Annotated in this window: 24 protein-coding genes; 12 read left to right on the top strand and 12 right to left on the bottom strand. The window is 63.9% G+C overall.

Annotated elements, in window-relative coordinates; genetic code table 11:
• Positions 1-8: 8 nt before the first annotated feature.
• The 10 genes from modA to BN2154_RS12630 form a co-directional block, all read right to left on the bottom strand.
• Entirely contained in the window at positions 9-878 is an 870-nt protein-coding gene (modA, locus tag BN2154_RS12670) for a molybdate ABC transporter substrate-binding protein (RefSeq protein WP_050619125.1), read from the bottom strand.
• A 113-nt stretch (positions 879-991) separates the two neighbouring features.
• Complete coding sequence (locus BN2154_RS12665) at positions 992-1,927, bottom strand: MOSC domain-containing protein (RefSeq protein WP_050619124.1); 936 nt, start codon at positions 1,925-1,927, stop codon at positions 992-994.
• Positions 1,928-1,930: 3 nt separating this feature from the next.
• Positions 1,931-2,383, bottom strand: coding sequence for a GTP 3',8-cyclase MoaA family protein (locus BN2154_RS16375; protein ID WP_242853757.1), 453 nt, complete (start codon positions 2,381-2,383; stop codon positions 1,931-1,933).
• Positions 2,384-2,393: 10 nt separating this feature from the next.
• Positions 2,394-2,924 (bottom strand): radical SAM protein, encoded by a 531-nt coding sequence (locus BN2154_RS16370; protein WP_242853756.1) that lies wholly within the window; start codon positions 2,922-2,924, stop codon positions 2,394-2,396.
• Positions 2,896-3,411: a cyclic pyranopterin monophosphate synthase MoaC gene (gene moaC / locus BN2154_RS12655; RefSeq protein ID WP_050619123.1), complete on the bottom strand. Its 516-nt coding sequence runs from the start codon at positions 3,409-3,411 to the stop codon at positions 2,896-2,898. Before moaC ends, BN2154_RS16370 begins: the two co-directional genes overlap by 29 nt.
• A 3-nt stretch (positions 3,412-3,414) precedes the next feature.
• Positions 3,415-4,440 carry a molybdopterin-binding protein gene (locus tag BN2154_RS12650; protein WP_050619122.1) on the bottom strand — a complete coding sequence of 342 codons (1,026 nt, stop codon included), beginning with the start codon at positions 4,438-4,440 and terminating at the stop codon, positions 3,415-3,417.
• A complete protein-coding gene (locus BN2154_RS12645; RefSeq protein WP_050619121.1) occupies positions 4,437-5,504 on the bottom strand; it encodes a histidine phosphatase family protein in 1,068 nt (355 codons plus the stop codon). The genes BN2154_RS12650 and BN2154_RS12645 overlap by 4 nt, the downstream gene beginning before the upstream one ends.
• The gene (locus BN2154_RS12640) at positions 5,501-5,869 is read right to left on the bottom strand and encodes a winged helix-turn-helix domain-containing protein (protein WP_050619120.1); all 369 of its coding nucleotides are present in this window, start codon (positions 5,867-5,869) and stop codon (positions 5,501-5,503) included. The genes BN2154_RS12645 and BN2154_RS12640 overlap by 4 nt, the downstream gene beginning before the upstream one ends.
• Before the next feature lie 280 nt (positions 5,870-6,149).
• Positions 6,150-6,416, bottom strand: coding sequence for an alpha/beta-type small acid-soluble spore protein (locus BN2154_RS12635; RefSeq protein WP_050619119.1), 267 nt, complete (start codon positions 6,414-6,416; stop codon positions 6,150-6,152).
• Between the two features lie 132 nt (positions 6,417-6,548).
• Positions 6,549-7,964 (bottom strand): sigma-54 interaction domain-containing protein, encoded by a 1,416-nt coding sequence (locus BN2154_RS12630; RefSeq protein WP_050619118.1) that lies wholly within the window; start codon positions 7,962-7,964, stop codon positions 6,549-6,551.
• A 409-nt stretch (positions 7,965-8,373) separates the two neighbouring features.
• Here BN2154_RS12630 and BN2154_RS12625 point away from each other — a divergent pair, with 409 nt between their 5' ends.
• From BN2154_RS12625 to BN2154_RS12610, 4 genes are read left to right on the top strand one after another with little or no spacing between them, the layout of a single operon-like run.
• Positions 8,374-9,933 carry an acyl CoA:acetate/3-ketoacid CoA transferase gene (locus BN2154_RS12625; RefSeq protein WP_050619117.1) on the top strand — a complete coding sequence of 520 codons (1,560 nt, stop codon included), beginning with the start codon at positions 8,374-8,376 and terminating at the stop codon, positions 9,931-9,933.
• A gap of 15 nt (positions 9,934-9,948) precedes the next feature.
• The gene (locus tag BN2154_RS12620) at positions 9,949-11,088 is read left to right on the top strand and encodes an acyl-CoA dehydrogenase family protein (protein ID WP_094762506.1); all 1,140 of its coding nucleotides are present in this window, start codon (positions 9,949-9,951) and stop codon (positions 11,086-11,088) included.
• A 35-nt stretch (positions 11,089-11,123) separates the two neighbouring features.
• Positions 11,124-12,434, top strand: coding sequence for a GntP family permease (locus BN2154_RS12615; RefSeq protein WP_050619115.1), 1,311 nt, complete (start codon positions 11,124-11,126; stop codon positions 12,432-12,434).
• Between the two features lie 43 nt (positions 12,435-12,477).
• Positions 12,478-13,359 (top strand): MaoC/PaaZ C-terminal domain-containing protein, encoded by an 882-nt coding sequence (locus BN2154_RS12610; RefSeq protein WP_050619114.1) that lies wholly within the window; start codon positions 12,478-12,480, stop codon positions 13,357-13,359.
• A 67-nt stretch (positions 13,360-13,426) separates the two neighbouring features.
• Here the strand turns inward: BN2154_RS12610 and BN2154_RS12605 are convergent, their stop codons facing one another.
• Complete coding sequence (locus BN2154_RS12605; protein ID WP_050619113.1) at positions 13,427-14,032, bottom strand: single-stranded DNA-binding protein; 606 nt, start codon at positions 14,030-14,032, stop codon at positions 13,427-13,429.
• A gap of 137 nt (positions 14,033-14,169) precedes the next feature.
• Here BN2154_RS12605 and BN2154_RS12600 point away from each other — a divergent pair, with 137 nt between their 5' ends.
• Positions 14,170-15,114: a hypothetical protein gene (locus tag BN2154_RS12600; protein ID WP_050619112.1), complete on the top strand. Its 945-nt coding sequence runs from the start codon at positions 14,170-14,172 to the stop codon at positions 15,112-15,114.
• Positions 15,115-15,158: 44 nt separating this feature from the next.
• On the opposite strand, the gene BN2154_RS12595 is transcribed toward BN2154_RS12600, so the two are convergent.
• Positions 15,159-15,575 (bottom strand): hypothetical protein, encoded by a 417-nt coding sequence (locus tag BN2154_RS12595; RefSeq protein ID WP_050619111.1) that lies wholly within the window; start codon positions 15,573-15,575, stop codon positions 15,159-15,161.
• A 190-nt stretch (positions 15,576-15,765) separates the two neighbouring features.
• Between BN2154_RS12595 and murI the strand changes: the two genes are divergently transcribed.
• From murI to BN2154_RS12560, 7 genes are all read left to right on the top strand, one after another.
• Positions 15,766-16,581, top strand: a complete 816-nt coding sequence (murI, locus tag BN2154_RS12590; RefSeq protein WP_050619110.1) for a glutamate racemase — start codon at positions 15,766-15,768, stop codon at positions 16,579-16,581.
• An 88-nt stretch (positions 16,582-16,669) separates the two neighbouring features.
• Positions 16,670-17,113: a YwiB family protein gene (locus BN2154_RS12585; RefSeq protein WP_050619109.1), complete on the top strand. Its 444-nt coding sequence runs from the start codon at positions 16,670-16,672 to the stop codon at positions 17,111-17,113.
• A gap of 448 nt (positions 17,114-17,561) precedes the next feature.
• Positions 17,562-19,310, top strand: coding sequence for an arginine--tRNA ligase (gene argS, locus BN2154_RS12580; RefSeq protein ID WP_050619108.1), 1,749 nt, complete (start codon positions 17,562-17,564; stop codon positions 19,308-19,310).
• 174 nt (positions 19,311-19,484) lie between these two features.
• Positions 19,485-20,759: a glycosyltransferase family 2 protein gene (locus tag BN2154_RS12575; RefSeq protein WP_050619636.1), complete on the top strand. Its 1,275-nt coding sequence runs from the start codon at positions 19,485-19,487 to the stop codon at positions 20,757-20,759.
• A gap of 114 nt (positions 20,760-20,873) precedes the next feature.
• Positions 20,874-22,118, top strand: coding sequence for a homocysteine S-methyltransferase family protein (locus BN2154_RS12570; RefSeq protein ID WP_050619107.1), 1,245 nt, complete (start codon positions 20,874-20,876; stop codon positions 22,116-22,118).
• Positions 22,119-22,345: 227 nt separating this feature from the next.
• Complete coding sequence (locus BN2154_RS12565; RefSeq protein WP_050619106.1) at positions 22,346-24,664, top strand: anaerobic ribonucleoside triphosphate reductase; 2,319 nt, start codon at positions 22,346-22,348, stop codon at positions 24,662-24,664.
• Positions 24,665-24,680: 16 nt separating this feature from the next.
• On the top strand, positions 24,681-25,883 hold the full coding sequence (locus BN2154_RS12560; protein WP_050619105.1) for a class I SAM-dependent rRNA methyltransferase: 1,203 nt from the start codon (positions 24,681-24,683) through the stop codon (positions 25,881-25,883).
• Positions 25,884-25,954: the final 71 nt, after the last annotated feature.

The raw sequence follows: 25,954 nt of genomic DNA, 5'->3' as shown, positions 1-25,954 counted from the left end.
GGCTCGCATCAGGCGGCGGCGAAGCCCACGGCCTCGAACACGGCCATGGCCTCGGGGGTGGAGAGGTAATCCAGGAAGGCCTGAGCCTCGGTGGGATGTTGGCTGACGCTGAGGACGGCGGCGGGGTAGATGACCTGGCCGCACATCTCGGCAGTGGCGTAGGCCACCGGGGTCAGGCCGGCGGAGAAGGCGTCGGTGCAGTAGATGACGCCGCAGTCCACGCTGCCCTCGGAGACCTGGGTGGTGACCTCCTTGACGTTGGTGCAGTAGGTGATGGCGCCGGCGCCGGCCAAAGCGGTCTCGTCCAGGTCGTAGTAGGCTAGGATCTTTTGGGTGTACTGGCCCACGGGCACGTCGGAGTTGCCCATGGCCAGCAGGATGGCGCCGTCCTTCAGGGCCTGGGCCATGTCGTCATAGCTCTCGATCCCGGCGGGGTTGCCCTCGGGCACGCAGAGGGTCACCCGGTTTTCCAGCAGGTCTACCCGGCTGCCCTGCAGCACGAAGTCCAGGCCCTTGTCATTGACGGCGGGGTCGGCGGTGACATCGAGCTGGTTCATCTGCTTCTGTCCGGCGGAGAGGAAGAGGTCGCAGTCGGCCCCCTCCTCGATCTGGGTCTTGAGGGTGCCGGAGGAGTCAAAGTTAAAGGTGAGCTTCACATTGGGGGCCACGTCGGCGTAGAGCGCGGCGATCTGATTCAGGGTCTCGGTCATGGAGGCGGCGGCAAAGACGATGAGCTCCACCGCTTCGGCGGGCTGGGATTGCGCGGGAGCGGCGGGCGTGGGCGCAGCCGAGGGACTGGGGGAAGAGGCGGTGCCGCCGCAGGCGGCTAGGCCCAGGGTCAGAGACAGTACCAGGAGTAGGGTGCCAAGTCGTTTCATGTTGCATTCTCCTTCTTTTGCTGTTCGCAAAATGTGATGGCGGCGCGGCGGCACAGGGGCGCCGCGCCGCTATCAAAACGTGGATTTACACGCTTCGACCGAAGGGAGTCCCGTTACGGGCGGGCACAGTCCTGAACGCGGCCGCGCAGCAGGTCCAGGGCGTGGGGCAGGGTGTCCAGGAACACGTCCATGCTCTCCATGCAGGCCTTGGGGCTGCCGGGCAGGTTGACGATCAGGGTCTTGCCCCGGATGACCGACACCGCCCGGGACAGCATGGCCCGGGGAGTGATGGCCAGGGAGGCGGAGCGGATGGCCTCGGCGATGCCCGGAGCGTTCCGGTGGGCCACTGCCAGGGTGGCCTCCGGGGTGATGTCCCGGGGGGCGAAGCCGGTGCCCCCGGTGGTGAGGATCAGATCGAGCTGCCGCTGGTCGCACAGCCGGATGAGCTGGTTTTTCAGAGGAGTGGCCTCGTCGGGGAGCAGGAGCAGCTCCACGACCTCATAGCCGTTGTCCTTCAGGCGCTGGGCGATGACGGGGCCGCTCCGGTCCTCCCGCTCTCCCCGGGCGCCCTTGTCCGACAGGGTGATGACCGCCGCCTGCCAGGGACGGGGGGCGGTGCGGGGCTGGAGGGTCATCTCATCCCCCACGGCGATGGAGCCGGGCTCCAGCACCCGGGCGAATACCCCTTCCCGAGGCATGATGCAGTCGCCCATCTTTTGATAGATCTCACAGTGGCTGTGGCACTCCTTGCCGATCTGGGTCATCTCCAGCAGCACGTCGCCGCACCGCAGCAGAGTGCCCACCGGCAGGGCGCGGAAGTCGATGCCCTCCACCACCAGATTCTCGCCAAATGCGCCGGGGACCACTCCGGCGCCCCGCTGGTTGAAGGCGTCGATCCTCTCCTGGCTGAGCAGGGAGACCTGCCGGTGCCAGTTCCCGGCGTGGGCGTCCCCCTGGATGCCGTGCTCTGTGGCGAACCAGGCGCGCTCCACGTTCTTCTTCTGTACGCCGCGTACGTCGCTGACGCAGACGGCTCGAACCTTTCCCATGGTTTATCCTCCTATCTGGAACATGGCGCGGCGCTCGGTGACGCCCTCCTCCCGGGCGAAGCAGTGGGCCGGAGGCTTGCCCCGGATGGCCCCGGCCATGGCACGGGCCAGCGCCTCGTCGGTACAGCCACCCCGCAGAAGGGAGCGCAGATCGGTCCCCTCCTCGTAGCACAGGCAGGGCTTCAGCACCCCGGTGCTGGTGAGGCGGACCCGGTTGCAGGCGGCGCAGAAGGCGTGGCTCACCGCGCCGATGAGGCCGATGCGCCCCTCTAGGGCGGCGGCGGCATAGTATTGAGCGGGGCCGTTGCCCCGGCGCTCGTCCGTGGGGTGCAGATCCGGCCAGACCGCCCGCAGCCGGGCAAGGGCCTCGTCCGGGGACACGCCCTCCAGGCCGCGGCCCTCTCCGATGGGCATGAGCTCGATGAAGCGCACGTCCCGGAGCGGCCCCCACCTCAACCTCTGTCTCTTATCCCCACCCCGCGGCCAGCCGCGGCGGCTCGTCCCGGGTCTCGGGCAGCAGCACGGCGTTGATCTTGGTCCGAATGCCCCGGCGCACGCAGTCGTCCAGCGCGGTCAGGACCTGCTCCACCGCCCCACCGTCAAAGCCGGTGATCCGGCGGTAGCGCTCCGGGTCCAGGGTATCCAGGCTGATGTTGATCCCATCCACGCCCGCCCCGGCCAGCTCGTCCAGGCACTGGGACAGCAACAGTGCGTTGGTGGTCAGGGTGACCTGCTCCACACCGGGCAGGGCCTTCAGCCGAGCCAGAAAGGCGGCGCAGTCCCGGCGGACCAGCGGTTCGCCCCCGGTGATCTTAAACCGGGTGACGCCCAGAGCCACCGCCGCCGCACAGACCCGCAGCAGCTCCTCATAGCGGAGGGTGTCGCTGTGAGAGCACAGCTCCACCCCGCGGGGCATGCAGTACCGGCAGCGCAGGTTACACCGGTCCGTCACCGATACCCGCAGATAGTCAATGGTCCGTCCCCACTGGTCCGTCATGGTGGTCCTCTCCCTGTCCATAAATAAAATGGCCGCTTTTGCCGCCCTGTTTTTCCACCAGGTGAATCTCCCGGATACACATGGCCCGGTCCTCCGCCTTACACATGTCGTATATGGTCAGCAGCGCCACGCTGACCCCGGTGAGGGCCTCCATCTCCACCCCGGTCCGGCCGTCGCACCGGACGGTGCACACCGCCTCGATCTCGCTGCGCTCCGGGCGGAGGGTGAACTCCACGGCCGTCTTGTTCAGAGCCAGCACATGGCACAGGGGGATGAGCTCGGCCGTCCGCTTGGCCGCCATGATGCCGGCCACCTGGGCCACTGCCAGCACGTCGCCCTTTTTGGCCCGGCCGTCCCGCACCATGGCAAAGCAGCCGGGGCTCATGGAGACGGCCCCCCGGGCCACGGCAGTGCGCTGGGTGACGGCCTTTTCGCTGACGTCCACCATGACGGCGTTGCCGTTTTCGTCCATATGGGTAAAGGCCATAGCTCACACGCCCTTTCCGAACATGCAGTTGGGGAAGCGGCACTCCGGGCAGTTGAGGCACAGGCCCCCGTGCCCCAGCCCCGCCAGGTGCTCCGCCGTCACCGGGACGTCGGCCAGCAGGAAGGGCAGCACCAGGTCGAAAATGGTCCGCTTGGCGTACATGACGCAGCCGGGCAGACCACAGATGGGGCGGCCGTCGGCGGTGTAAGCCAGCAGAAACATGGCCCCGGGCAGCACCGGCGCGCCGTAGCTGACGATCTTCGCCCCGGTGTTTTTGATGGCCAGGGGAGTGCGGTCGTCCGGGTCCACGCTCATGCCGCCGGTGCACAGCACCAGCTCCGCCCCCGCGGCCAGCATCCGGTTGACGGCGGCGGTGATCTGGACGTGGTCGTCATCCAGGACCTCGTGCCAGCCCGATTCACAGCCGTATTCCGCCAGCTTTTCCTGGATGACGGGGGAAAAGGTGTCCTCAATGCGGCCGTGGTACACCTCGCTTCCGGTGATGATCAGACCGTACCGCCGGGGGCGGAAGGGGAGCAGCCGCAGCAGAGGTCCGTCCCCCGCCGCCTGCCGGGCTGCCTCCATCTTTTCCTTCTCAATGACCAGAGGGATGACCCGGGTGCCGCACAGCTTGTCCCCCCGCTTCACCGGAAAGCCGGAGCTGCGGGTGGCAATCATCATCTCGCCCAGGCGGTTCACCGCCCGGAGCCGCTCCACATCCGCCAGCAGCAGGCCGTCCTCATCTGCCACCAGCTCGATCTTCCCCTCCCTGGGGGCGGTGGCATGCATGTTGGGCCCCTGGCACAGGGAGCGCAAGATTTCCGCCGCGTCGTTCTCGTGGAGCATGTTCTCATTCTTTTCCCAGATATAGACGTGCTCCTTGCCCACGCTGAGCAGGACGGGGACGTCCTCCGGCGTGATGATGTGGCCCTTGCGGAATACGGCGTCCTTGGTGACGCCCCGGATGATCTGGGTGATATCGTGGCACAGCACCTGTCCCACGGCCTCTTCCGTCTTCAGCAGCTTCATTGCGTTTGCCCCCAGTTTAGTTGGTATTCGTCCAGGATGTCCCGGGCGGCTCGGTAGCGCCGCTCCCAGGCGGCGCGAGCGGACGGCGTCTCACATTTTTTTCGGGAAGCGGCAAAGCGAGCCTCCAGGCAGGTGGGCTCCGAGCCCTGGACCAGCTTGTCCGCCAGATACAGCAGCCGGGCCTCCAACCCGGCCGACGGCGGCAGGTCGTGGTGGACGGCGATCAGCGCGGCCACGGCGGGATAGCCGGCTTCGTCCAGCAGCCGGGCCCCGCGCCGGGCGTGGTCGGGCGAGCCCTTGGCAATGTCGTGGAGCCGGCAGGCGGCCTCCAGCAGGGGCCGGTCCACTGGCGGCTCCGGGATCGGATCGGCCAGGGCCAGAGCCGTCCGGGCCACGGCCTCCCCGTGGGTCCGCACGGCAGGCGGCGCCTCCTGGCGGTCCAGCAGGGCTTCCAGCAGGAAGGGCGGGGGGACGGGGTCGGGCTGGAGGCCCAGACAGTCCACAGTGAAACGGCCGCGGCTCCAAGTGAGCTCCGAGATGCCACCCCAGGGCTGCCGGATGGACAGCACGTCGTCTAGGTCCAGCCCCAGCAGGGGGGCCAGCCAGCCCCGCCCGGCGCCTGCGTGGCTGATCAAGGCGATATCCCCCTCCGTTCGGGCCAGGATGCCTCGGATGCAGCCGCCCAGCCGGGCACCTGCGGCCGAAAAGCTCTCTCCTCCCGGGGGAGGAACGGCGCCCAGGTGGGCGCCTCTGGCGGCGTAGGCCTCCGGCCAGCGGACCCGGATGTCGGCGTAGAGCAGTCCCTCCCACACGCCCCCGTCCATCTCCCGCAGTCCGTCCGCCGTGTGGACGGGCAGCCGGCCGTCAGACAGGATGCGGGCGGTCTCCCGGCAGCGGGAGAGCGGGCTGGTGTACACTGCGGTCAGCGGTTTGGACCGTGCCCACTGCCGCAGACGCTCAGCTTGGCACAGCCCCACCTCGTCCAGCGGAAGATCGGTGCCGCCGATGCAGCGGTGGGCCCCGTCCCGGCACTGTCCGTGGCGGATCAGATAGAGCTTTCTCATTCCGGATGCTCCAACTGGGTACGCAGGGCGTCGAAGTGCTCTTGGGCATAGCGGCGCACATCGGCCTGATACTGCTCGAAGCTGTCCAACAGCCGGACGCCTGCCTCGGTCAGGCTGGCGCTGCCGCCCCCCACGCCGCCTTTGGTGCGGCGCACCAGGGGAAAACCCAGCTCCTGCTCGGCGGAGTGGAGGATAGCACGGCCCTTGGAGTAGGACAGCTCCAGTCTTTCACAGGCCCCCAGCACCGAGCCGCACTCCTGGATGGCCCGCAGCAGGGCGGAGGTCCCGGGTCCAAAGAAAGGGCGCGCGTCGATCAGGCGGACCCGGATATCGGGGCGGAAGGCATGGGAGATCTTTCCCGCCATAGGTCTTACCTGCCTTTCCAATAAAAGCGATTGTTTTTAATAAATCAATCGGTGCAATGATATTGTAGCAGACTTTTTTCAGAAGGTCCAGAGGCGTATACCACAGAACAGACGGAAAACAAAAAGTTTTCGAAAGTTGCAGGTGCAAGTTAAACACCTGCACCTGCAATTTTTGATTAAATTAATCGAAAAAAAGATAGGGTAAGGCGAGAAGGATATGTCAAAATGGGGCCGAAACGGTAAGGAAAGGCATCCCGAGAGAAGCATTGAAACAGCATAATCAAAAGGTCAGGACAGCTATGTAGGAGACCGACGCCTGATGCCCCGGCGCGGTGCGGTCCGTCCGAGGAAAGGTCAAGGTTCGTTCGGGATACATCTTCTTGACCATCTGGCCACCCACGGAACCGGCCTCACGGGAGGTCAGGTCACCGTTATAGCCCTGCTTCAGGTTCACGCCGACTTCCTGAGCGGCCTCCATCTTAAACTTGTTCAGGGCCTCGCGGGCGCTGGGCACGACAGGCTGATTGGAATTGTTGGAACTGGACATAATTCGCATCTCCTTTTTTGTGTGTTTGTTGGATTGGGAATCCAGACATATCTTTGCCCCAGCGAAGTTTTATATGTGCGCCAGTTTTTGCTGATTCAGGTCAATTTGACCACAGTAACACGGCCATGCAAGTCAATGGATGGAGCGCTGGATGATAATCTGAAGGCGCTTCATTTTTTTATAGAGCAGGCTCCGCTCCACACCCAGCTCCTCGGCCGCCGCCTTGACATTTTGGCCGTTCCGGCACAGCGCCTCCCGGATGACGGCGGATTCATAGGCGTCCATGGTGTCGGCCAGGCGGCTGCTCTGACGGCGAAGGCCGGGATCATATTTGTGAAGCGCGGTGATTTTGGCGGGCAGATCGGCGGGTTCCACCATCAGGTTGTCGCAGGAGGCGTAGGCGCCGGTGATGACGTTTTGCAGCTCTCGGACATTGCCGGGCCAGTTGTATTGCCGCAGGCAGCACTTGACCGGGTCGGAGAGGATGATCTTCGTTTTATACTTTTTGTTTAATTCATCCAGATAATAGTTGGCGTGGAGCAGAATGTCCCCCGGCCGCTCCCGCAGGGGTACGGTCTCCATGTTGATGACAGCCAGACGGTAATACAGGTCCTCCCGGAAGGAGCCTTCTGCCATCATTTTGGGAAGGTCCTGGCGTGTGGCGGAAATGACACGCACGTCCACCGGCATGGGAGCGCCGCCGCCCACCTTCTCAATTTCCCGCTCCTGGAGGGCCCGAAGGATTTTGACCTGGAGCGGAAGCGGCATATCCCCGATCTCGTCTAAAAAAAGCGTTCCGTGATTGGCAAGCTGAAATTTCCCGGGTTTTCCACCCTTTTTGGCCCCGGTAAAGGCCCCTTCTTCATAGCCGAAGAGCTCCGATTCCAGCAGATTATCCGGGATGGCGCCGCAGTTGACGCAGATGAAGGGACCGTCCCGCCGGGGGCTTTCGGCGTGGATGGCCTTGGCCAGCACCTCCTTGCCGGTGCCGGTTTCCCCGGTAATGAGCACTGAAAAGTCGGTCTGCGCGATGCGGGTGCCCGTCCGCTTTAGCTCCAGCAGCTTGGGGTCCTTGCCGATGAGATGCTCGAAGCCGCCGCTGCCGGAGGTGCTCTTGGAATATTCCTCTCTGTAATATTTCAGCTCCAGATCCAGGATCTCCTTGGCGGTATCCATGGCCCGCTGCCGGAATTTCATGTGTGCCGCCGCACCCAGAAGGGTGCTGTCCTCGTCGAAGAAGCAGAAGCGGTTGGCCACGGCATAATTCTCCGACTGATCCCGGGTCTCGCCGGCACAGTAGGGCTGAATATAGACGCCGTTGCTGCCGTCCCCACGATGCCTGCGGGCGAGAACGTCGTACATGGAGGTGGTGGTGATGACCTGCCCGATGGGCTTCCCAATCACGTCCTCCTGCCGCTTGGCCAGAAAGTCGCAGTAGTTTTGGTTGATATCCGTGATGATGCCGTCCTTATCCACCACGATGAAGCCGTCCTCGGTCTTGTCCAGAAACTCCTCAAAAATCAGCCGGTACCGATGATCCTCCGTCATGCCGGCAGCCCCCTTTCCGCGCGATGCTGTTTGCGCCATTATAAAGCAGGCCTGCGGCAAAATGCAAGTCCCTCCCGGCCGGTCCGCCGTGGGAGCCAAAGGGTTGAGTGAGGAAAAAATGACACATAACCGCCGGAGAGACACATGAATTTGCCCCAATTTGGCGGGACCAGAGCGGAGGCTGAGAAAAAGGAACGGCCTTGGGGCGCAATGACTTCGGGGGACGCTCCAATCCCTTTTGCGGTCAGAAAGAAAAACTTGGCACAAAATTGGCTGATATAAAAACCGGAAACAAAAAGTGTTGGCCGACACGAAGAGCCGTTCGGGCGCAAAGGCGCGACGAACGGAGCCAGTCCACCGCAGATACCGTGAAGCGCCGCCTCAACGGCGGCAGAATGGAGGAATTTGTATGCCGAAAGTGATTACCAGTCGGGAAGCCGCTGCTTTGGTACAGGACAATATGACCGTGGCTGTGGGCGGTTTCATTACCTACGGCGTGCCCGAGGACTGCCTCGTGTCCCTGCAAAAACGCTACGTGGAGACCAGCAGCCCCAAGGACCTGACCCTGCTGCACATCGCCGCAGTGGGCGACGGCGCCCAGGGCGGGGCCAACCACTTTGGGGAGCCGGGCCTGTGCAAGCGTATGATCTGTGCCCACATTGGCCTGGAGCCCCGGCTCAACGCCCTGGCGGTCTCCAACCAGATTGAGGCGTTTCTGATCCCCCAGGGCGTGGCCTCCCACCTGACCCGGGCCATCGCCGGGAAAAAGCCGGGCGTGCTGACCCATGTGGGCCTCAAGACCTTCTGCGATCCCCGGCTGGAGGGCTGCAAGGCCAATCAGGCCGCACGAGACGGCGGACACGAGGTGGTGGAACTGGTCCACATTGGGGAGAAGGACTGCCTGCTCTACAAGTCCATGCCCATCGACGTCTGCTTTGTCAAGGGCGTGCTGGCCGACGAGAGCGGCAACATCTCCCTGAAGGGGGAGGCCAATATTACCGAGCAGCTAGAGCTGGCGGCGGCCGCCCATAACAGCGGGGGCATCGTGGTGGTGGAGGTGGAAAAGCTGGTCCAGGCCGGCACGATCCCCGCCAACGAGGTGGCCATCCACGGCTTCATGGTGGACTATGTGGTGGTGGGCGATCCGGCCTATACCCGCCAGTGCCTGGCCTACGAGGGCTACCGGGCCGAGATGTGCGGCGCACTGAAGATCCCAGTCAGTGAGGTGGCGCCCGCCCCCTTTGACGTGCGCAAGCTCATCGCCCGCCGCTGTGCCTTTGAGATCCAGGCCGGCCAGTTGGTGAACCTGGGCCTGGGCGTGCCCGATCTGGTGGGCAAGATTCTGGCCGAGGAGGGCTGCTCCGATGCCATCACCTTGTCCATCGAGTCCGGCGTTCTGGGCGGCGTCACCCTGGGCGGTACCCTGCTGGGCGGCACCATCAACCCGGAGTCCATCTACAAGATGCCCGACATCTTTGATATTTACGACGGCGGCGGCATCGATGCCGGATTCCTGGGCGCGGCGGAAATCGACGCCATGGGCAATGTCAACGTATCTAAGTTTGCCGGACGGGTAGTGGGGCCCGGCGGCTTTATCAACATCACCCAGAACGCCAAGAAGGTGTGCTTCGCCGGAACCTTCACCGCTGGAAAGATGCAGATCGAGATCCGGGACGGCAAGCTGGATATCGTGAAGGACGGCGGCAGCATCAAGTTCAAAAAGGCGCTGGAGCAGGTCACCTACTCCGGCGAGTACGCCGCCGAGGCGGGCCAAGAAGCCCTTTACGTCACCGAGCGGGCCGTTTTCAAGCTGACGCCCAAGGGCATCATGCTCACTGAGATCGCCCCGGGCGTGGACCTGCAGCGCGACATTCTGGACAAGATGGAGTTTAGACCCCTCATCGCCGAGGAAGTGAAGGAGATGGATTCCCGCATCTTCCGCGACGAGAAGATGGGCCTGACCCTGTAACCACCCAAAGGAGGAATCACGATGCAATTTACCGAAGATCAACAGATGATCCAGCAACTGGCCCGGGACTTTGCGGAGTCCGAGCTGGCCCCCATCGCCGCCGAGATCGACCGGGAGGAGCGCATTCCCAAGGAGATCATCGAGAAGATGGCCGAGATCGGCTTCACCGCCCTGAACGTCCCCGAGGAGTACGGCGGGCCCGGTCTGGACACCGTGTGCAAGGTGCTGGTGGTCTCCGAGCTGGCCCGGCAGTGCGCCAGCACCGCGGAGGTCATCGCCGTGCATACCCTAGTCAACGATATCTTCCTCAAGCACGGCACCGAGGCGCAGAAGCAGAAGTACCTCACCGCCGCCGTGGAGGGTAAGATCGGCGCCTTCGCCCTCACCGAGGCGGGCGCCGGCTCCGACGCCGCCGCGGCCAAGACCAAGGCCGTGGTGGACGGGGACGACTACGTCATCAACGGCAGCAAGTGCTTCATCTCCAACATGGGCCCCACCGAGGGCGACTATGTGGTGGTCATCGCCCTCACCGAGCCGGAGAAGGGCGTCAAGGGCATGTCCGCCATCGTGGTGGACCGGGGCACCCCCGGCTTCACCGTGGGCAAGCGGGAAGAGAAGATGGGCATCCGGGGCGCGGATATCTCCGAGCTGATCTTTGAGGACTGCCGGGTCCCCCGCAGCAACCTGGTGGGCAAGGAGGGCGAAGGCTTCAAGATCGCCATGATGGCGCTGGACGGCGGCCGGATCGGCATGGCCGCCCAGGCGCTGGGCATCTGCGAGGCCGCCATCGCCGCCTCCGTCAAGTACATGGGCGAGCGGGTCCAGTTCGGCAAGCCCATCGGAAAGAACCAGGGCCTGCAGTGGTATCTGGCCGACATGGCCACCCGCACCGAGGCCGCCAAGGCCCTCATCCTGGAGGCCGCCGTCGCCGCCGACAACGGCCAGCCGCTGTCCAAGCTGGCCGCCATGTGCAAATACTACGCCTCTGAGAACGCCGTCTGGGTCACCAACAAGGCCCTTCAGATCCACGGCGGCTACGGCTACATGCGGGACTACCCCATCGAGCGCATGTACCGCGACGCACGCATCGTCCCCATCTACGAGGGCACCTCCGAGGTCCAGAAGATGGTCATCGCACGCGAGGTCATGAAGTAACCACTGTCTATTTTGAAAGGGAGGAAAGAACGCGTATGTTTGACGTATTGATCCTGCTCTTCGCCATCGTCCTGTTCACGGTGCTGGCGTTCAAGCGGGTGGGCGCTCTGCCGATGGCGGGCATCGTGGCCCTCATCACCTGTATCCTGGCTCAGATGCCCGTGCTGGATACCATGCTGGGGCCTTTTATGGAGTCGGCGGCCAACTATGTGAAGAACTATTTCTTCATCTTCTTCCTGGGCGCGGTGTTCTCCGCCTTTTATGAGGGCTCCGGCGCGGCCAAATCCATTGCCCGCTTCCTCAGCCGCCTCACCGGAGGCAAGCATGTGGCGGTGCTGGTGTTCATCATCACCTCCATCCTCACCTTCGGCGGAATCAGCGGCTTCGTGGTGTACTTCGTTATGTATCCCATCACCCTGCAGCTCTTCCAGAAGAACGACATGTCCCGCATCCTGATCCCGGCCTCCATCACCGCGGGCTGCTGGACCATCTCCATGATTGCCCCCGGTTCCCCCTCTATCCAGAACGTCATCGGCATGAAGAGCCTGGGCACCACCGCCACGGCTGCCTTTGTCCCCGGCGTGATCAGTGTCATTGCCGAGCTGATTCTCATCATCATCTGGTTTGAATACCGCACAAAGGCTCTGGAGAAAAGGGGCCGCCGCTTTGACGACCCAACCCTGCCTCCCCTGCCTGAGGAGGAGAAGAACTTTGCCGACGACCCCAACGAGCGGATGCCCCACTGGATCGTGGCGTTTATCCCCATCGCCGTCATCCTGATCCTCTTCAACGGCTTCAAAATGGCTGTGGAGGGCGCCGTATTCTGGGGTATCGTGGCCGCCTGCATTCTCTTTTTCCCCTACCTGAAGCGATTTGAAACCTACGTGGAGCTGCTCAACCGGGGCGGCGTCAACGCCGGGGGAGCCCTGCTGAACACCGCTATCGTGGTGGGCTTCGGCGGTGTGGCCCAGAATACCGAGGGCTTCCGGATCATTGTGGACGCCGTGCTCCACATGAATATCTCGCCCCTTATTTTCGTGGCAGTGGCCGTGGCGGTCTGCGCCGGCATGTGCGGCTCCGCCTCCGGCGGTATGGGCGTGGCCTTCAACGCCCTCAAGGACACCTTTGTCTCCCTGGGCGTCAATCTGGAGTACGTCCACCGTATCGGCGTCATCGCCGCCGGCACGCTGGATACCCTGCCTCACCAGGGCGGCCAGATCACCATCCTGGCCATCACCCATATGAACCACAAGACTGCCTATCTGGACATCTGCGTGACTCAGCTCATTATCCCCCTTATCACGGTATTTGCGGTTACCATCCCCTTGTGCGCCATGGGGCTGTGACGTATAATATTAAGGTATATAAAATCAGAAAGGGTGCGTATGTATGGAAAAGTATGATCTGAACCAACTGATCGGCTGTAAGATGGAGCCCCGCTATGTGGAGTACAACTGGCGGGACGTGGCTCTGTACGCCCTGGCCGTGGGCGCCCACAAGGAGGACCTGTCCTACTACTATGAAAAATATCTGAAGGCCATTCCCACCTTCGGCGCGGTGCCCTATTGGGCCACGGTCAACGTGCGCCCCTACCAGTGGATGCCTCTGCCCGCCTCCATGCTGGCCGATGAGATCATCAAGCCCACCATCGCCTTCCTGAACATGGACCACGAGATCATCTGGCACCGGCCCATCGACCCCATCAAAGGCACCTTCCAGTGGCAGGACCAGATCGTGGATGTATACGACCGGGGCGAGGGCAAGGGCGCCGTGGTCAAGACCAAGATCGACGTGCGGGATGAGGCCGGGAATCTGGTGTGCACCAACTACTCCACCACCTTCTTCCACGAGGCGGGCGGCTTCGGCGGCAAGCCCATGCCCAAGAGCGATGTGGTCATCCCCGAACGGGAGCCGGACTTTGTGGTGGATGACTATGTCAGCGAGGTGCAGAACCTGCTCTACCGGCTGACCGGCGACACCAATCTGATCCATGTGGACCCGGAGTACGCCAAGAACATGAAGTTTGACCAGCCCATCGTGCAGGGCCTTTGCTCCTTCGGCTTTGCCTGCCGCATGATGATCGGCGCGCTGATTCCCGGCGAACCCGAGCGGGCGGCCCGGATGGCCGCGCAGATGAGCAGCCCCCTGCTGCCCGGCACTCCGGTGCAGACCCAGATCTGGAAGATGGAGGCGGGCAAGGCCTACTTCCGCTTCGTGGACCAGAACACCGGCAAGGCCGTCCTCAACCGCGGCGTGTTTGAGTGGAAATAATTGTGTCCCATGCAGCAAAAATGCACCGGCTTTTCAAAAGCCGGTGCATTTTTTGAGGGCAATGGTCTCAAAACTCCGCCAACTGCATGATGGAGACCTCAAAGGCGGTGCGGTCCTGGGGGACGCCGTCCACCAGCTTTTGATAGGTGCGGCTCTGAAGGCGGCCCTCCAGCCGGAGCGGATCTCCCACGGACAACTGGCCGCAGCTCTGAGCCAGGGCTCCCCAGGCGATGCAGGGCAGGTAGTCCGCTCGGCCGTACCTCCGGTTCACCGCCAGCATCAGATCGCAGATCTCACGGCCCAGAGGCGTCCGCCGGAGGATGGGGGGCTTGCACAGGGCGCCTGCCAGCGCCAGATGGTTGGCGGGCTTTTCTGCCGTGGGGGCCAACTCCCGGGCCAGCACGGTAATGACCAGACGGCTGCCGCTGCCGCTGCGGTTATTAAAGGAACGGACCTCCCCCTGCACCTCCAGCGGCAGACCCTCGTACACGGGGCAGGCCGTCAGCAGGGAGCGGGGCAGCACCACGTTGAGCCGGTCTGCGGCGCCGGAGAGCCGCTGCACCGACAGGGGAAAGAGGTCGTAGGCCACGCCGTGGTTCTCGTGGGAAAAGACGGGGGACCCCGCCGCCGTCCCCCGGAGCAGCGCCCGATTTTCATTCCAGCCTGTCTGCATACCAGCCACACTCCCGCATCTGTCATTTTGCTTGGACAGGGACATGTATATGCGGGTTTGTCCCCGGCTATGACGCAATATGGACAGGAAAGAGAAAGACTGGTACAATTCCATTAAAACGAATGGAGGCGGATGAAATGAAGAACTGGGAGGCGCTGGACCGGGAGCTGGCGGAGATTCGGGAGAAGCTGGCCGGGCGGGGCCGGCTGGAGGCCATGCTGGCGGAGCTGGACGGGGAGCAGCAGGCCCTGCGGGAGCGGAAGCGGGCGCTGCGGGCGGAACTGGACAAGGAGCAGGCCGACGTGGACGCGCTGGAGGGAATGAGTCTGGCCGCCATCTGGCAGACCGTACTGGGCCGCCGGGAGGAGGCGCTGGACCAGGAGCGCCGGGAGGCGGCCGCCGCCCGGGCCAACTACCAGTCCGCCGTGCGGGCCCTGGAGGATGTGGAGGGTCGCTGGCGGCAGACTCGGGAGCGCCTGCGGGCGCTGGACGGCCTGGAGGACCGCTGCCGGGCGCTGCTGGAGGAGAAGCGCCGCCGCATGGCCCAAAGCGACCCGGCCCTGGGCGGGCGCATCCGAGAGCTGGAGGAGAAGCTGGCCGCCTGCCGCAGTATGTGCCGGGAGATGGAAGAGGCCGTCCGGGCGGGCCGGCAGGCCGCCTTTGACCTGGACAGCGCCGGCGGCAAGCTGGAGAGCGCAGGGAGCTGGGGCGTGTACGACATGCTGGGGGGCGGGATGCTGGCCACGGCCATCAAGCACTCCCGGATGGACGAGGCCAGGGATCTGATGTACCAGGCCCAGTGCGCCCTGAGCCGGTTCCGGTCAGAGCTGGCCGACGTGAAGGTACAGGCCGACCTGGGCCTAGAGGTGGGGGCCTTCGAGACCTTCGGGGACTATTTCTTCGACGGATTTCTCTTCGACTGGATGGTGCAGAGCAAGATTCGGGACTCGCAGGACAGCGTGAACGAGACCCGTAGCCGGGTGGAGGCGGCGCTGGGCAAGCTGGAGGACCTGCGGGTCCGGACGGAGCAGGAGGCGGCCGCGCTGGAGGCCGAGCTGCGCCGCCTGACCGAGGAGGCATAAAAGAGCGGGGGACGCGTTTCGCGTCCCCCGCCGGTTTTGCCGCGCTACATGATGTCGCTGTCCACCAGGATGTTATCGGTGCCGTGCTCCTCAAATTCGCTGATATAGGCGTCGATCCGGGAGGCCAGCTCTTCGTAATTGCTCTCGTCGATAGGCACGTCGTCCATATCCCTGCGGGCCAGGTCTTCGGCCAGAATCTCGAAGAACACGTTGTCCTCGTAGTCCATGATGGCTTCGTGGATGCCGCCCTCCGCAAAGGCCCGGGAGGGGATGACCTCTCCGTTGTATACCTCGGCAACCACGCCCATGCCCTCGTCGGCGGCCTTGCCGAAGAGCAGGCTCTCCACCTCGTCGTAGTCCCGGATGCGGTCCTCGCCGCGGGTGGAATTGAGAATCCAGTTGCCGATATACGCCAGGTCCAGCAGACGGCGGTATTGCTTCTTGGTCAGCTCCAGTTTCATGGGATAACCCTCCTTTGCGGGGCGAACTGCCAAAAGGTCTGACGTGCTGGTAGCACACTCTTATTATATTATATTTTCCCCCGTTGTCAAACGCAACCGGCAGGGAAATTTGTGCTTGTGTTTGCGGGAATTTTCGCATATCATAGGTAAGAACAACTCGCCCCAGCGGCGAATTTTGGGGGTTTGCACGTTGGATACAAGACCCATTGGCGTTTTTGACTCCGGTCTGGGCGGCCTGACGGCTCTGCGGGAGCTGTCCCGCTTGCTCCCGGCGGAGGATATCATCTATTTTGGAGACACCGGCCGGGTGCCCTACGGCGGCCGCTCCCGGGAGACGCTCATCCGCTACGCCCGGCAGGATGTTGCCTTTCTGCGCACCTTCGACCTGAAGGGCATCGTGGTGGCCTGCGGTACTGTGTCGACCACGGCGCTGGACGTGCTGACGGCGGAGAATGACATCCCCATCTGGGGCGTGGTGGAGCCGGCGTCGGATGCCGCTGTCCAGGCCACGCGCAACGGGAAGATCGGCCTCATCGGCACCCAGGCCTCGATCCGAAGCGGCGCCTATGAGCGGCGCATCGCCTCCCTGCGGCCCGACGCCCAGGTGTTCGCCGCCGCCTGCCCGCTGTTCGTGCCTCTGGTGGAAAACGGGCGCTTCCGGCCCGGAGACCTGGTGGCGGAGACCGTGGCGGCGGAGTACCTCCAGCCGCTGAAGGCGGACGGCATTGACACGCTGATGCTGGGCTGCACCCATTACCCGCTGCTCAAGCGCGTGATCGGCGGCGTGATGGGGCCGGACGTGACGCTGGTGGATGTGGGCGAGCAGTGCGCCCGGCGGGTGGCCGGCACGCTCCGGGAGCGGGGGAGCCTGACGGGACCGGGTCGGACCGGTCGCTGCCGGTTCTTTGTCAGCGACAGCGTGGAGGGCTTTTCCGGCCTGGCGTCCATTTTCCTCCAGAGGGATGTGACGGAGGATGTGGAAAAGGTGGACATTTGGAACTATTGACGGTCCCTTTCGGACTTTACAATCGGATTTAAGTAGTATATAATAGCCCGCGCAATGCATTCTGAAAGCGTATCGAGGTAAATCGTTTATGGATAAAAGCGTCATCATCTCCATCAAGGGCACCCAGACCTACGAGGACGCCGAGCCTGAGACCATTGAGTTGGTCACCGAGGGGCGGCTTATGGACTGCGGCGACGAGGGCTATACGTTCAGTTATCAGGAGAGCGAGCTCACCGGACTGGAGGGGACCCTGACCACCTTCCAGGTCGAGCCCGACCGCATCACGCTCATGCGCATGGGCATGGTCAATTCTCAGATGGTGTTCCAACTGGGCAAGCGGCATTTCTCCATGTACGACACCCCCTATGGGGCGCTGTCCATTGGCATCAATACCCGCAAGATGCGGTCCAACCTGAACGAGGACGGTGGCGAGATCGAGATTGATTACGCCATCGAAATCGACCACGCGGTGGCGGGGGAGAACCTGTTCCGCATCAACGTGCGGGAAAAAGGGCCGCTGCTGCGGCAGTAGGCGGGGTCGATTTCGGACCCAAGCGTTTTGCGAAGCAAAACCTTGATGCCGGGCGAATTCACTTCGCCCGCGCAGATAAAATGGGGCGGGGGCCCCGCGGCGCCTGCGGCGTGGGGGAATCGACCACGCGGTGGCGGGGGAGAACCTGTTCCGCATCAACGTGCGGGAAAAAGGGCCGCTGCTGCGGCAGTAGGCGGGGTCGATTTCGGACCCAAGCGTTTTGCGAAGCAAAACCTTGATGCCGGGCGAATTCACTTCGCCCGCGCAGATAAAATGGGGCGGGGGCCCCGCGGCGCCTGCGGCGTGGGGGAATCGACCATGCGGTGGCGGGGGAGAACCTGTTCCGCATCAACGTGCGGGAAAAAGGGCCGCTGCTGCGGCAGTAGCGGCCGGGGTGCCGCCGGGCGCTCTGGCGCTCTTAATTACAGAAGAAAAGGTGATCAAGACTATGTCGAACCTCATCCAGGCGGCCCGGGACCAGGTGGCCGAGCTCACGCAGAACGCCTATGAGAAGGCCGCCGCGGCCGGGGCTCTCCCCGCCGGGGCGGTGGTGCGGGGCAATGTGGATATCCCCAAGGAGGTCAGCCACGGCGACTACGCATCCTCCTTTGCCATGGCCGGGGCCAAGACCCTGCACATGGCGCCCCGGGCCATCGCCCAGGCTATCCTGGACCATCTGGACCTGAAGGGCTCCTACTTCCAGCGGGCCGAGATTGCCGGCCCCGGCTTTCTGAATTTCTACCTGGGCTCCCGCTGGTACGGCGAGGTGCTCTCCGACATCGAGCGGGAGGGCGCGGCTTACGGCCAGTGCGACGAGGGGCACGGGGAGAAGGTCATGGTGGAGTTCGTCTCCGCCAACCCCACCGGCCCCATGCACATGGGCAACGCCCGGGGCGGCGTGCTGGGCGACACCCTGGCCAACGTGCTCCGCCGGGCAGGCTGCCACACCTGGAAGGAGTTCTACGTCAACGACGCGGGCAACCAGATCCACAAGTTTGCCGAGTCCATCCACGCCCGCTATATGCAGCTCCTGGTGGGAGAGGAGAACTTCCCCCTGCCGGAAAATGCCTACCACGGCGATGACATCAAGGAGCTGGCCCAGGCCTTTTACGAGCTCCACGGCGACCGCTACCGGGACGAGCCGGAGGCGGTCTGGCTGGAGGATATGTCCCGCTTCGGCCTGGAGACCAACGTCCCCAAGATGAAGGAGGACCTGCGCCGCTATAAGATCGAGTACGACCAGTGGTTCTTCGAGTCCGAGCTCCACCAGTCCGGCTATATTGCCGAGACGGTGGGGATGCTCACTGAACGGGGCTGGACCTATGAAAAGGACGGAGCCCTTTGGCTCAAGACCACCGAGCTGCTCAAACAGAAGTATATGGCTGAGGGCAAGACCCGGGAGCAGGCCGACAAGCTGGACCTGAAGGACGACGTGCTGTGCCGGGCCAACGGCTTCTACACCTACTTCGCCGCCGACATCGCCTACCACCGCAACAAGCTGGAAAAGCGGGGCTTTGACAAGGCGATCAACATCTGGGGGGCAGACCACCACGGCCATGTGGCCCGTCTCCAGGCCGCCCTGGACGGCCTGGGCCTGGACGGCTCCCACCGGCTGATCATCGTGCTCATGCAACTGGTCAACCTGCTTCAGGACGGCAAGCCGGTGCGCATGTCCAAGCGCTCCGGTAAGGCCATCGCCCTCCACGACCTCTTAGACGAGGTCCCCGTGGACGCCGCCCGGTACTTCTTCAACTCCCGCTCCGCCACCAGTCCTGTGGACTTCGACCTGGACCTGGCGGTGCGGCAGGACTCCGACAACCCGGTGTATTACGTCCAGTACGCCCACGCCCGCATCTGCTCCCTGGTCGCCCGGCTTGCCGAGGAGGGGGACCAGGTGCCTGCCGCGGCCCAGGCCGACGCCGCCCTACTGGCCACCGCCGAGGAGAAAGCGCTGCTCAAGACCCTGTCCCAGCTCCCCGAGGAGATCCGCCTGGCGGCCCGGGACTACGATCCCTCCCGCATCAACCGCTATCTGGTGGGCCTGGCCGGGGACTTCCACCGCTTTTACAACGCCTGCCGCATCAAGGGCGAGGAGCCTGCGCTGCTCTCCGCCCGGCTCAAGCTGGCCGATACCGTGCGCTCCGTCATCGCCAACGGTCTGGACCTGCTGGGTGTGACCGCCCCGGAAAAGATGTGAATGTGACGAAAGAGGGCGTCCCGCTGGGGCGCCCTCTTTAACAAACTGGAAACAAATACTTAAATTTTCATTAAAGTACAAGAAAAGCCCTTGTAACATTTCAAAACCGTGCTATGATATCCCTCACGAAGGAGCGGCCCGCCTGGGGCCAAGGGACAACATTGGGTGAATATCATGAGAATGCTACAGTGGGTTGAGCTTTTCAACCTGTTCATCGCGGTTTTTTTCTTTACCGTCTATTTTTACCAGCTCTTCTATCTGGCGGTGGGGTTCGTCCGCAGGAAGCGGAAGGACCGCAGGCCCCCCGCCCGTCAGCACCGCTTCGCCGCCATCGTGGCGGCGCGCAATGAGGCGGGGGTCATCGGAGAGCTGATCCAGAGCCTACGGGCGCAGCACTACCCGGAGGAGCTGCTGGACATCTACGTCGTGGCGGACAACTGCACCGACGACACGGCCCGGGTGGCCCGCCAGGCGGGTGCGGCCGTCTACGAGCGGCACGACCAGACCCGGAAGGGGAAGGGCTATGCCCTGGACTACCTGTTCCACCGGCTGGCCGAGGAGGGCCGGGAGGATTACGAGGGGTACTTCGTCTTTGACGCCGACAATCTGGTGGACCCGGCGTTCACCGCCGAGATGAACCGGGTCTTTGACACCGGCAAATACGGTGCCATCACCTGCTACCGCAACTCCAAGAATTTTGGAAGCAACTGGATTTCGGCGGGCTACTCCATCTGGTTCCTGCGGGAGGCCCGGTTCCTCAATTTTCCCCGGATGCTGCTGGGCTCCAACTGCCACGTGTCGGGCACCGGCTTTCTGGTCTCCGCCGATGTGATCCGCCAGAATGGCGGCTGGCCCTATCACCTGCTTACCGAGGATATTGAATTCTCCGTGAGCTGCGCCCTGAAAGGGGTGCGCATCGGCTACTGCGACGGGGCGATGGTCTACGACGAGCAGCCCACCACCTTCCAGCAGTCCTGGGACCAGCGGCTGCGGTGGTCCAAGGGCTTTTACCAGGTGGACGTCAAGTACGGCCTGTCCCTGCTGAAGGGCTGCCTCCGGCCCGGCCGGAAGGGCTGGTCCTGCTATGACATGCTGATGACCGTGGCGCCGGGCATGCTGCTGACCCTGCTGGTGGTGGCCTTTAATCTCATCGTATGGGGGGCCTGCGTGACCCAGCCCGCCTATGTGGCCTGGCGGGTGATGCGCCTGACCAAGGGCTTTTTGGCCTCTACGGTGGTGAGCTTCTACGCGGGACTGTTTTTCTACGGCCTGCTGACGGTGTGCTGTGAGTGGAAGCAGATCCGGGAGCCCGGCTGGAAGAAGCTGGCCTATGTGTTCACCTTTCCTCTGTTTATGTTTACGTACATCCCCATTTCCCTGGCGGCACTGGTCCGCAAGGTGGAGTGGAAGCCCATCTACCACGGCAAGCAGCAGTTGGCCGGTGAATGAAACAGCCAGAAGGGGGCGGCTCTGCCGCCCCTTTTCTTGCTTTTTCCCCGCAGGATGTGATATACTTATCTACCGAATGAAACCTGCACAGACATTGAGGAGGAATTCCATATTATGGACCCCATTCCCTTATCCCTGCCGTTTTTGATGGACGGCGCCACCGGTACCGAGCTGCAAAAACGCGGCATGCCCCTGGGCGCCTGTACCGAGCAGTGGGCCCTGGAGCACCCGGAGGCCCTGCTGGAGCTCCAGCGCGCCTATGTGGAGGCGGGCGCCCAGGTGCTGGTGACTCCTACCCTGGGGGCCAATCGGGGCGCCCTGGAGAAATTCGGACTGGCCGACCGGGTGGAGGAGTACAATGCCCGCCTGACCGGCCTGACCCGGCAGGCGGCGGCAGGCCGCGCTCTGGTGGCCGGGGATCTGGGCCCCACGCTCCATGCCATCCCGCCCTATGGAGAGACCCCCTTCGAGGTGCTGGTGGGCTTCTATGCCGAGCAGGCCGCCGCCCTGGAGCGGGCGGGGGTGGACCTGTTCCTGGTGGAGAGCGTCATGGCCATGGCCGAGGCCCGGGCGGCCGTGCTGGGCATCCGGGAGTCGGGCAGCCGCAGGCCCATCCTGGTGACCTGCTACTGCGACGAGGAGGGCCGTACCCCCAGCGGCACCGACGTGCTGGCCTGCGCCATCGTCATGCAGGGCATGGGGGTGACCGCCTTCGGCCTCAACTGCGTGGACCCGGCGGTGGCGGAGGAGCAGCTTGCCCGTCTGCATCTATACACCGACCTGCCCCTCATCGCCGAGCCCAGCGCCGGGCTGCCCGACCTGACGTCGGGAAAGCCCGACTACCCGGACAATGCCGACGCGTTTGCCCGGCGGACCCCCCAGTGGGCGGCGGCGGGGGTGCGCATCTTCGGCGGGTGCTGCGGCACCGCCCCGGCTCACATTGCCGCCCTGGGACGGGCCATGGCCACCGTTGACTTTTCCGCTTTCCCGCCCGTGGAGAAGGACCCCGACGTCATTCCCTGCGCCAGCGAGAAGGAGGCCCGGTTCATCACCCCGGACGTGGACGTGGGGGAGACCATCCAGTGTACCGATCACCTGATGGAGGACATTCTGGAGGCCGAGGAGGAGCGCCCGGTGGGGGCGCTGAAGATCGAGGTGCTGGACACCGACGACCTGGAGATTTTCGCCCGGGAGCAGTACGCCGTCCGGGACGCCCTGTGCCTGTGGTCCGACGTGCCGGAGCTGCTGGAGGGGGCCCTGCGGGCCTATCAGGGACGAGCCTTCTACGACGGCACCGCTGAGCTGGAGCCGGAGTTTCTGGCGCGCATGTCGGAGAAATACGGACTGATCCTGCTCTGAGGCGGGATGGGGCTGTCAACTGGTAGAAATCCCTAAAAAACACCCGCCATCTTTGGCGGGTGTTTTTGAGGCTTCTTGCTCCGTGCCTCTTGACGGCCTGCCCACGATAGGGTATCATATTGGTGCACGTTGAAATTTGAACCACAACATATAGTGTGCTGTGGTGACAGGATGTTTCGCCCCGTGCAGGGGCGTTTTTTGATGCTTATGGGGAGGAGAGACAAAAAATGACCGTGACCAAGATCAAGAAAAGAGACGGCCGCCTGGTGCCCTTCGACCAGTCCAAGATCGCCGCCGCCATTACCAAGGCCTTTAACGCCACGTACAAGCCCGGCCAGGAGGAGGCGGCCCAGCGCCTGGCGGATCAGGTCCTGGCCCTGCTGGCCGAGGAGGGGGGCGCCTGCCCGGAGGTGGAGCACATCCAGGATCTGGTGGAGCAGGTGCTCATGGACAACGGGTACATCCAGACGGCCAAGGCCTACATCCTCTACCGCGACCAGCGCAGCCGCAGCCGGGAGATGAACACCCGGCTGATGAAGATCTACGGAGACATCACCTACACCGCCGCCAAGGACTCCGACATCAAGCGGGAAAACGCCAACATCGACGGCGACACCGCCATGGGCGCCATGCTCAAGTTCGGCTCCGAGGGCGCCAAGCAGTTTTACGATATGTTCGTCCTCGATCCAGAGCACGCCCGGGCTCACCGGGAGGGGGACATCCACATCCACGACCTGGATTTCCTCACCCTCACCACCACCTGCTGCCAGATCGACATCCAGAAGCTCTTCGCCGGGGGGTTCTCCACCGGCCACGGCACCCTGCGGGAGCCCAACGACATCTCCTCCTACGCCGCACTGTGCTGCATCGCCATCCAGTCCAACCAGAACGACCAGCACGGCGGCCAGTCGGTGGTCAACTTCGACTACGGCATGGCCGACGGCGTGCGCAAGACCTTTGTGCGCATGTACCGGCAGAATCTGGCCCGCGCCCTGATGCTCCTATGCGGGGACGAGGACCCGGAGGCCAGACTGAAGATGCTCCAGGGCGAGATCCAGGAGGAGACCGGCCTTGCGCCCACCCTGGCCGACTGCGAGGACTACTTTGCCGCCGAGCTGCCCCGGCTGGCCCCCTTCGGGGAGGAGGGCGAGCTGAAAAAAGCACAGCGGTTCGCCCACGCCCGGGCCGTCAAGGAGACCGACCGGGCTGCCTATCAGGCCATGGAGGCCCTCATCCACAACCTGAACACCATGCACTCCCGGGCCGGGGCTCAGACCCCCTTCTCCTCCATCAACTACGGCACCGACACCTCCCCCGAGGGCCGCATGGTCATGAAGAACATCCTGCTGGCCACCGAGGCCGGGCTGGGCGGCGGCGAGACCCCCATCTTCCCCATCCAGATCTTCCGGGTGAAGTCCGGGGTCAACTATGAGCCGGGGGACCCCAACTACGACCTGTTCCAGCTCGCCATCCGCTGCTCGGCCAAGCGGCTGTTTCCCAACTTCTCCTTTATCGACGCTCCCTTCAATCTCCAGTACTACAAGCCCGGCCACCCCGAGACCGAGATCGCCTATATGGGCTGCCGCACCCGGGTCATCGGCAACGTCCACGACCCGGAACGGGAGATCTGCAACGGCCGGGGCAATCTGAGCTTCACCACCATCAATCTGCCCCGGCTGGCCATCAAGGCCAAGGGCGACGTGAACGTCTTCTTCGAAGGGCTGGACCGGATGCTGGACCTGTGCGTGGAGCAGCTTCTGGAGCGGTTCGAGATCCAGTGCCGTAAGCATGTGTATAACTACCCCTTCCTCATGGGGCAGGGGGTGTGGCTGGATTCGGACAAGCTGGACTGGAACGACGAGGTGCGGGAGGTGCTCAAGCACGGCACCCTGTCGGTGGGCTTCATCGGCCTGGCCGAGTGCCTCAAGGCCCTGGTGGGCGTCCACCACGGCGAGAGTGAGAAGGCCCGGGTGCTGGGCCGGGAGATCGTCGCCCACATGCGCGCCCGGATGGACGCCGAGAGCGCCGGGCGTGGCCTGAACTTCTCTCTGTTGGCCACCCCCGCCGAGGGGCTCTCCGGCCGGTTCGTCCGCATCGACAAGGAAAAGTACGGTACCATCCCCGGCGTCACTGACCGGGACTACTACACCAACTCCTTCCACGTGCCGGTGTATTTCCCCATCTCCGCCCATGAGAAGATCGCCATCGAGGCCCCCTACCACGCCCTGACCAACGCCGGGCATATCACCTACATCGAGATGGACGGCGACCCCTGCGACAATCTGGAGGCCTTCGAACGGGTCATCCGGGATATGAAAGAGCACGGCATCGGCTACGGCAGTGTGAATCACCCGGTGGACCGGGACCCGGTGTGCGGCTTTTCCGGCATCATCGGGGATCAGTGCCCCGGCTGCGGCCGGACCGAGGCCGACGGCGTGCCCTTCGAGCGCATCCGCCGCATCACCGGCTATCTGGTTGGTACCCTGGACCGCTTTAACAACGCCAAGCGGGCCGAGGAGCGCGACCGGGTGAAGCACTCGGTCTGAGAAAGGAAGAACGGACATGGAACAGGCGGCGGTCCGCCTCAAAAAAGGGGAGGGCCGGTCCTTTAAGGCCGGCGGCCCCTGGATTTACGACAACGAGATCGACCTTCTCACCGGCCCCTGGGAAAACGGCGGGCTGGTGCGCATCGAGGACTACAACGGCTATGTGCTGGGCCACGGCTTCGTCAACACAAACTCTGCCATCACCGTGCGGGCCCTTTCCCGCCGGGCCGACGCCGTCATCGACGAGGCCTTCCTGGACCGGCGGGTCCGGGCGGCCTGGCAGTACCGGAAGGACACCGTGGACACCGCCTGCTGCCGCCTCATTTTCGGGGAGGCCGACTTTTTGCCCGGCCTGGTGGTGGACAAGTTCTCCGACGTGCTGGTGGTGGAGTCCCTGGCCCTGGGCATCGACCGGCTGAAGGGGACCATCCTCCGCCTGCTGACGCGGGCCCTGGCCGAGGACGGCATTCACATCCGGGGCGTCTATGAGCGCAGCGACGCCAAGGTGCGGCTCAAAGAAGGCATGGAGCGGGTGAAGGGCTTCCTGTCCGAGCCGTTCGACCCCAAGGTGGAGATCGTGGAGAACGGCTTGCAGTACGTTGTGGACGTGGCCGAGGGACAGAAAACCGGCTTCTTCCTGGACCAGAAGTACAACCGGTTGGCCATCCAGCCCCTGGCCCGGGGCGGTCGGGCCCTGGACTGCTTTACCCATACCGGAGCCTTCGCCCTCAACGCCGCCAAGGGCGGCGCGGCAGAGGTGCTGGGGGTGGACGCCTCGGAGACCGGGGTGCTGCAGGCCCGGGAGAACGCTGCCCTCAACGGCATGGACGGACAGGTGGGCTTCACGTGCCGCGACGTGTTTGACCTGCTGCCTGAGCTGGAGCGGCGGGACGAGCGGTTCGACCTGGTGATTCTGGACCCGCCCGCCTTCACCAAGTCCCGGGCCTCGGTCAAAAAGGCGGTCCGGGGTTACCGGGAGATCAACCGCCGGGGGATCGCCCTGGTGCGGGATGGAGGCTATCTGGCCACCTGCTCCTGCTCCCACTTCATGACGCCGGAGCTCTTCGCCCAGACCGTGGGAGAGGCTGCCCGGGACGCCCGCCGACGGCTGCGGCAGGTGGAGTACCGCACCCAGTCCCCCGATCACCCTATCCTCTGGGGGGCGGATGAGTCCTATTACCTGAAGTTTTATATCTTCCAGGTCTGCGATGACCGATAAAAAACGCCCCCGGCGGCCGCCGGGGGCGTCTTCCAGTCCCGGACGCTTGTGCCCGGGAAAAAAGAAGGGTA

Source organism: Intestinimonas massiliensis (ex Afouda et al. 2020) (assembly GCF_001244995.1).
GTDB lineage: Bacteria > Bacillota > Clostridia > Oscillospirales > Oscillospiraceae > Intestinimonas > Intestinimonas massiliensis.
The sequence above is the reverse complement of the archived record's forward strand: the minus strand, read 5'-3'. Positions and strand labels throughout refer to the sequence as shown.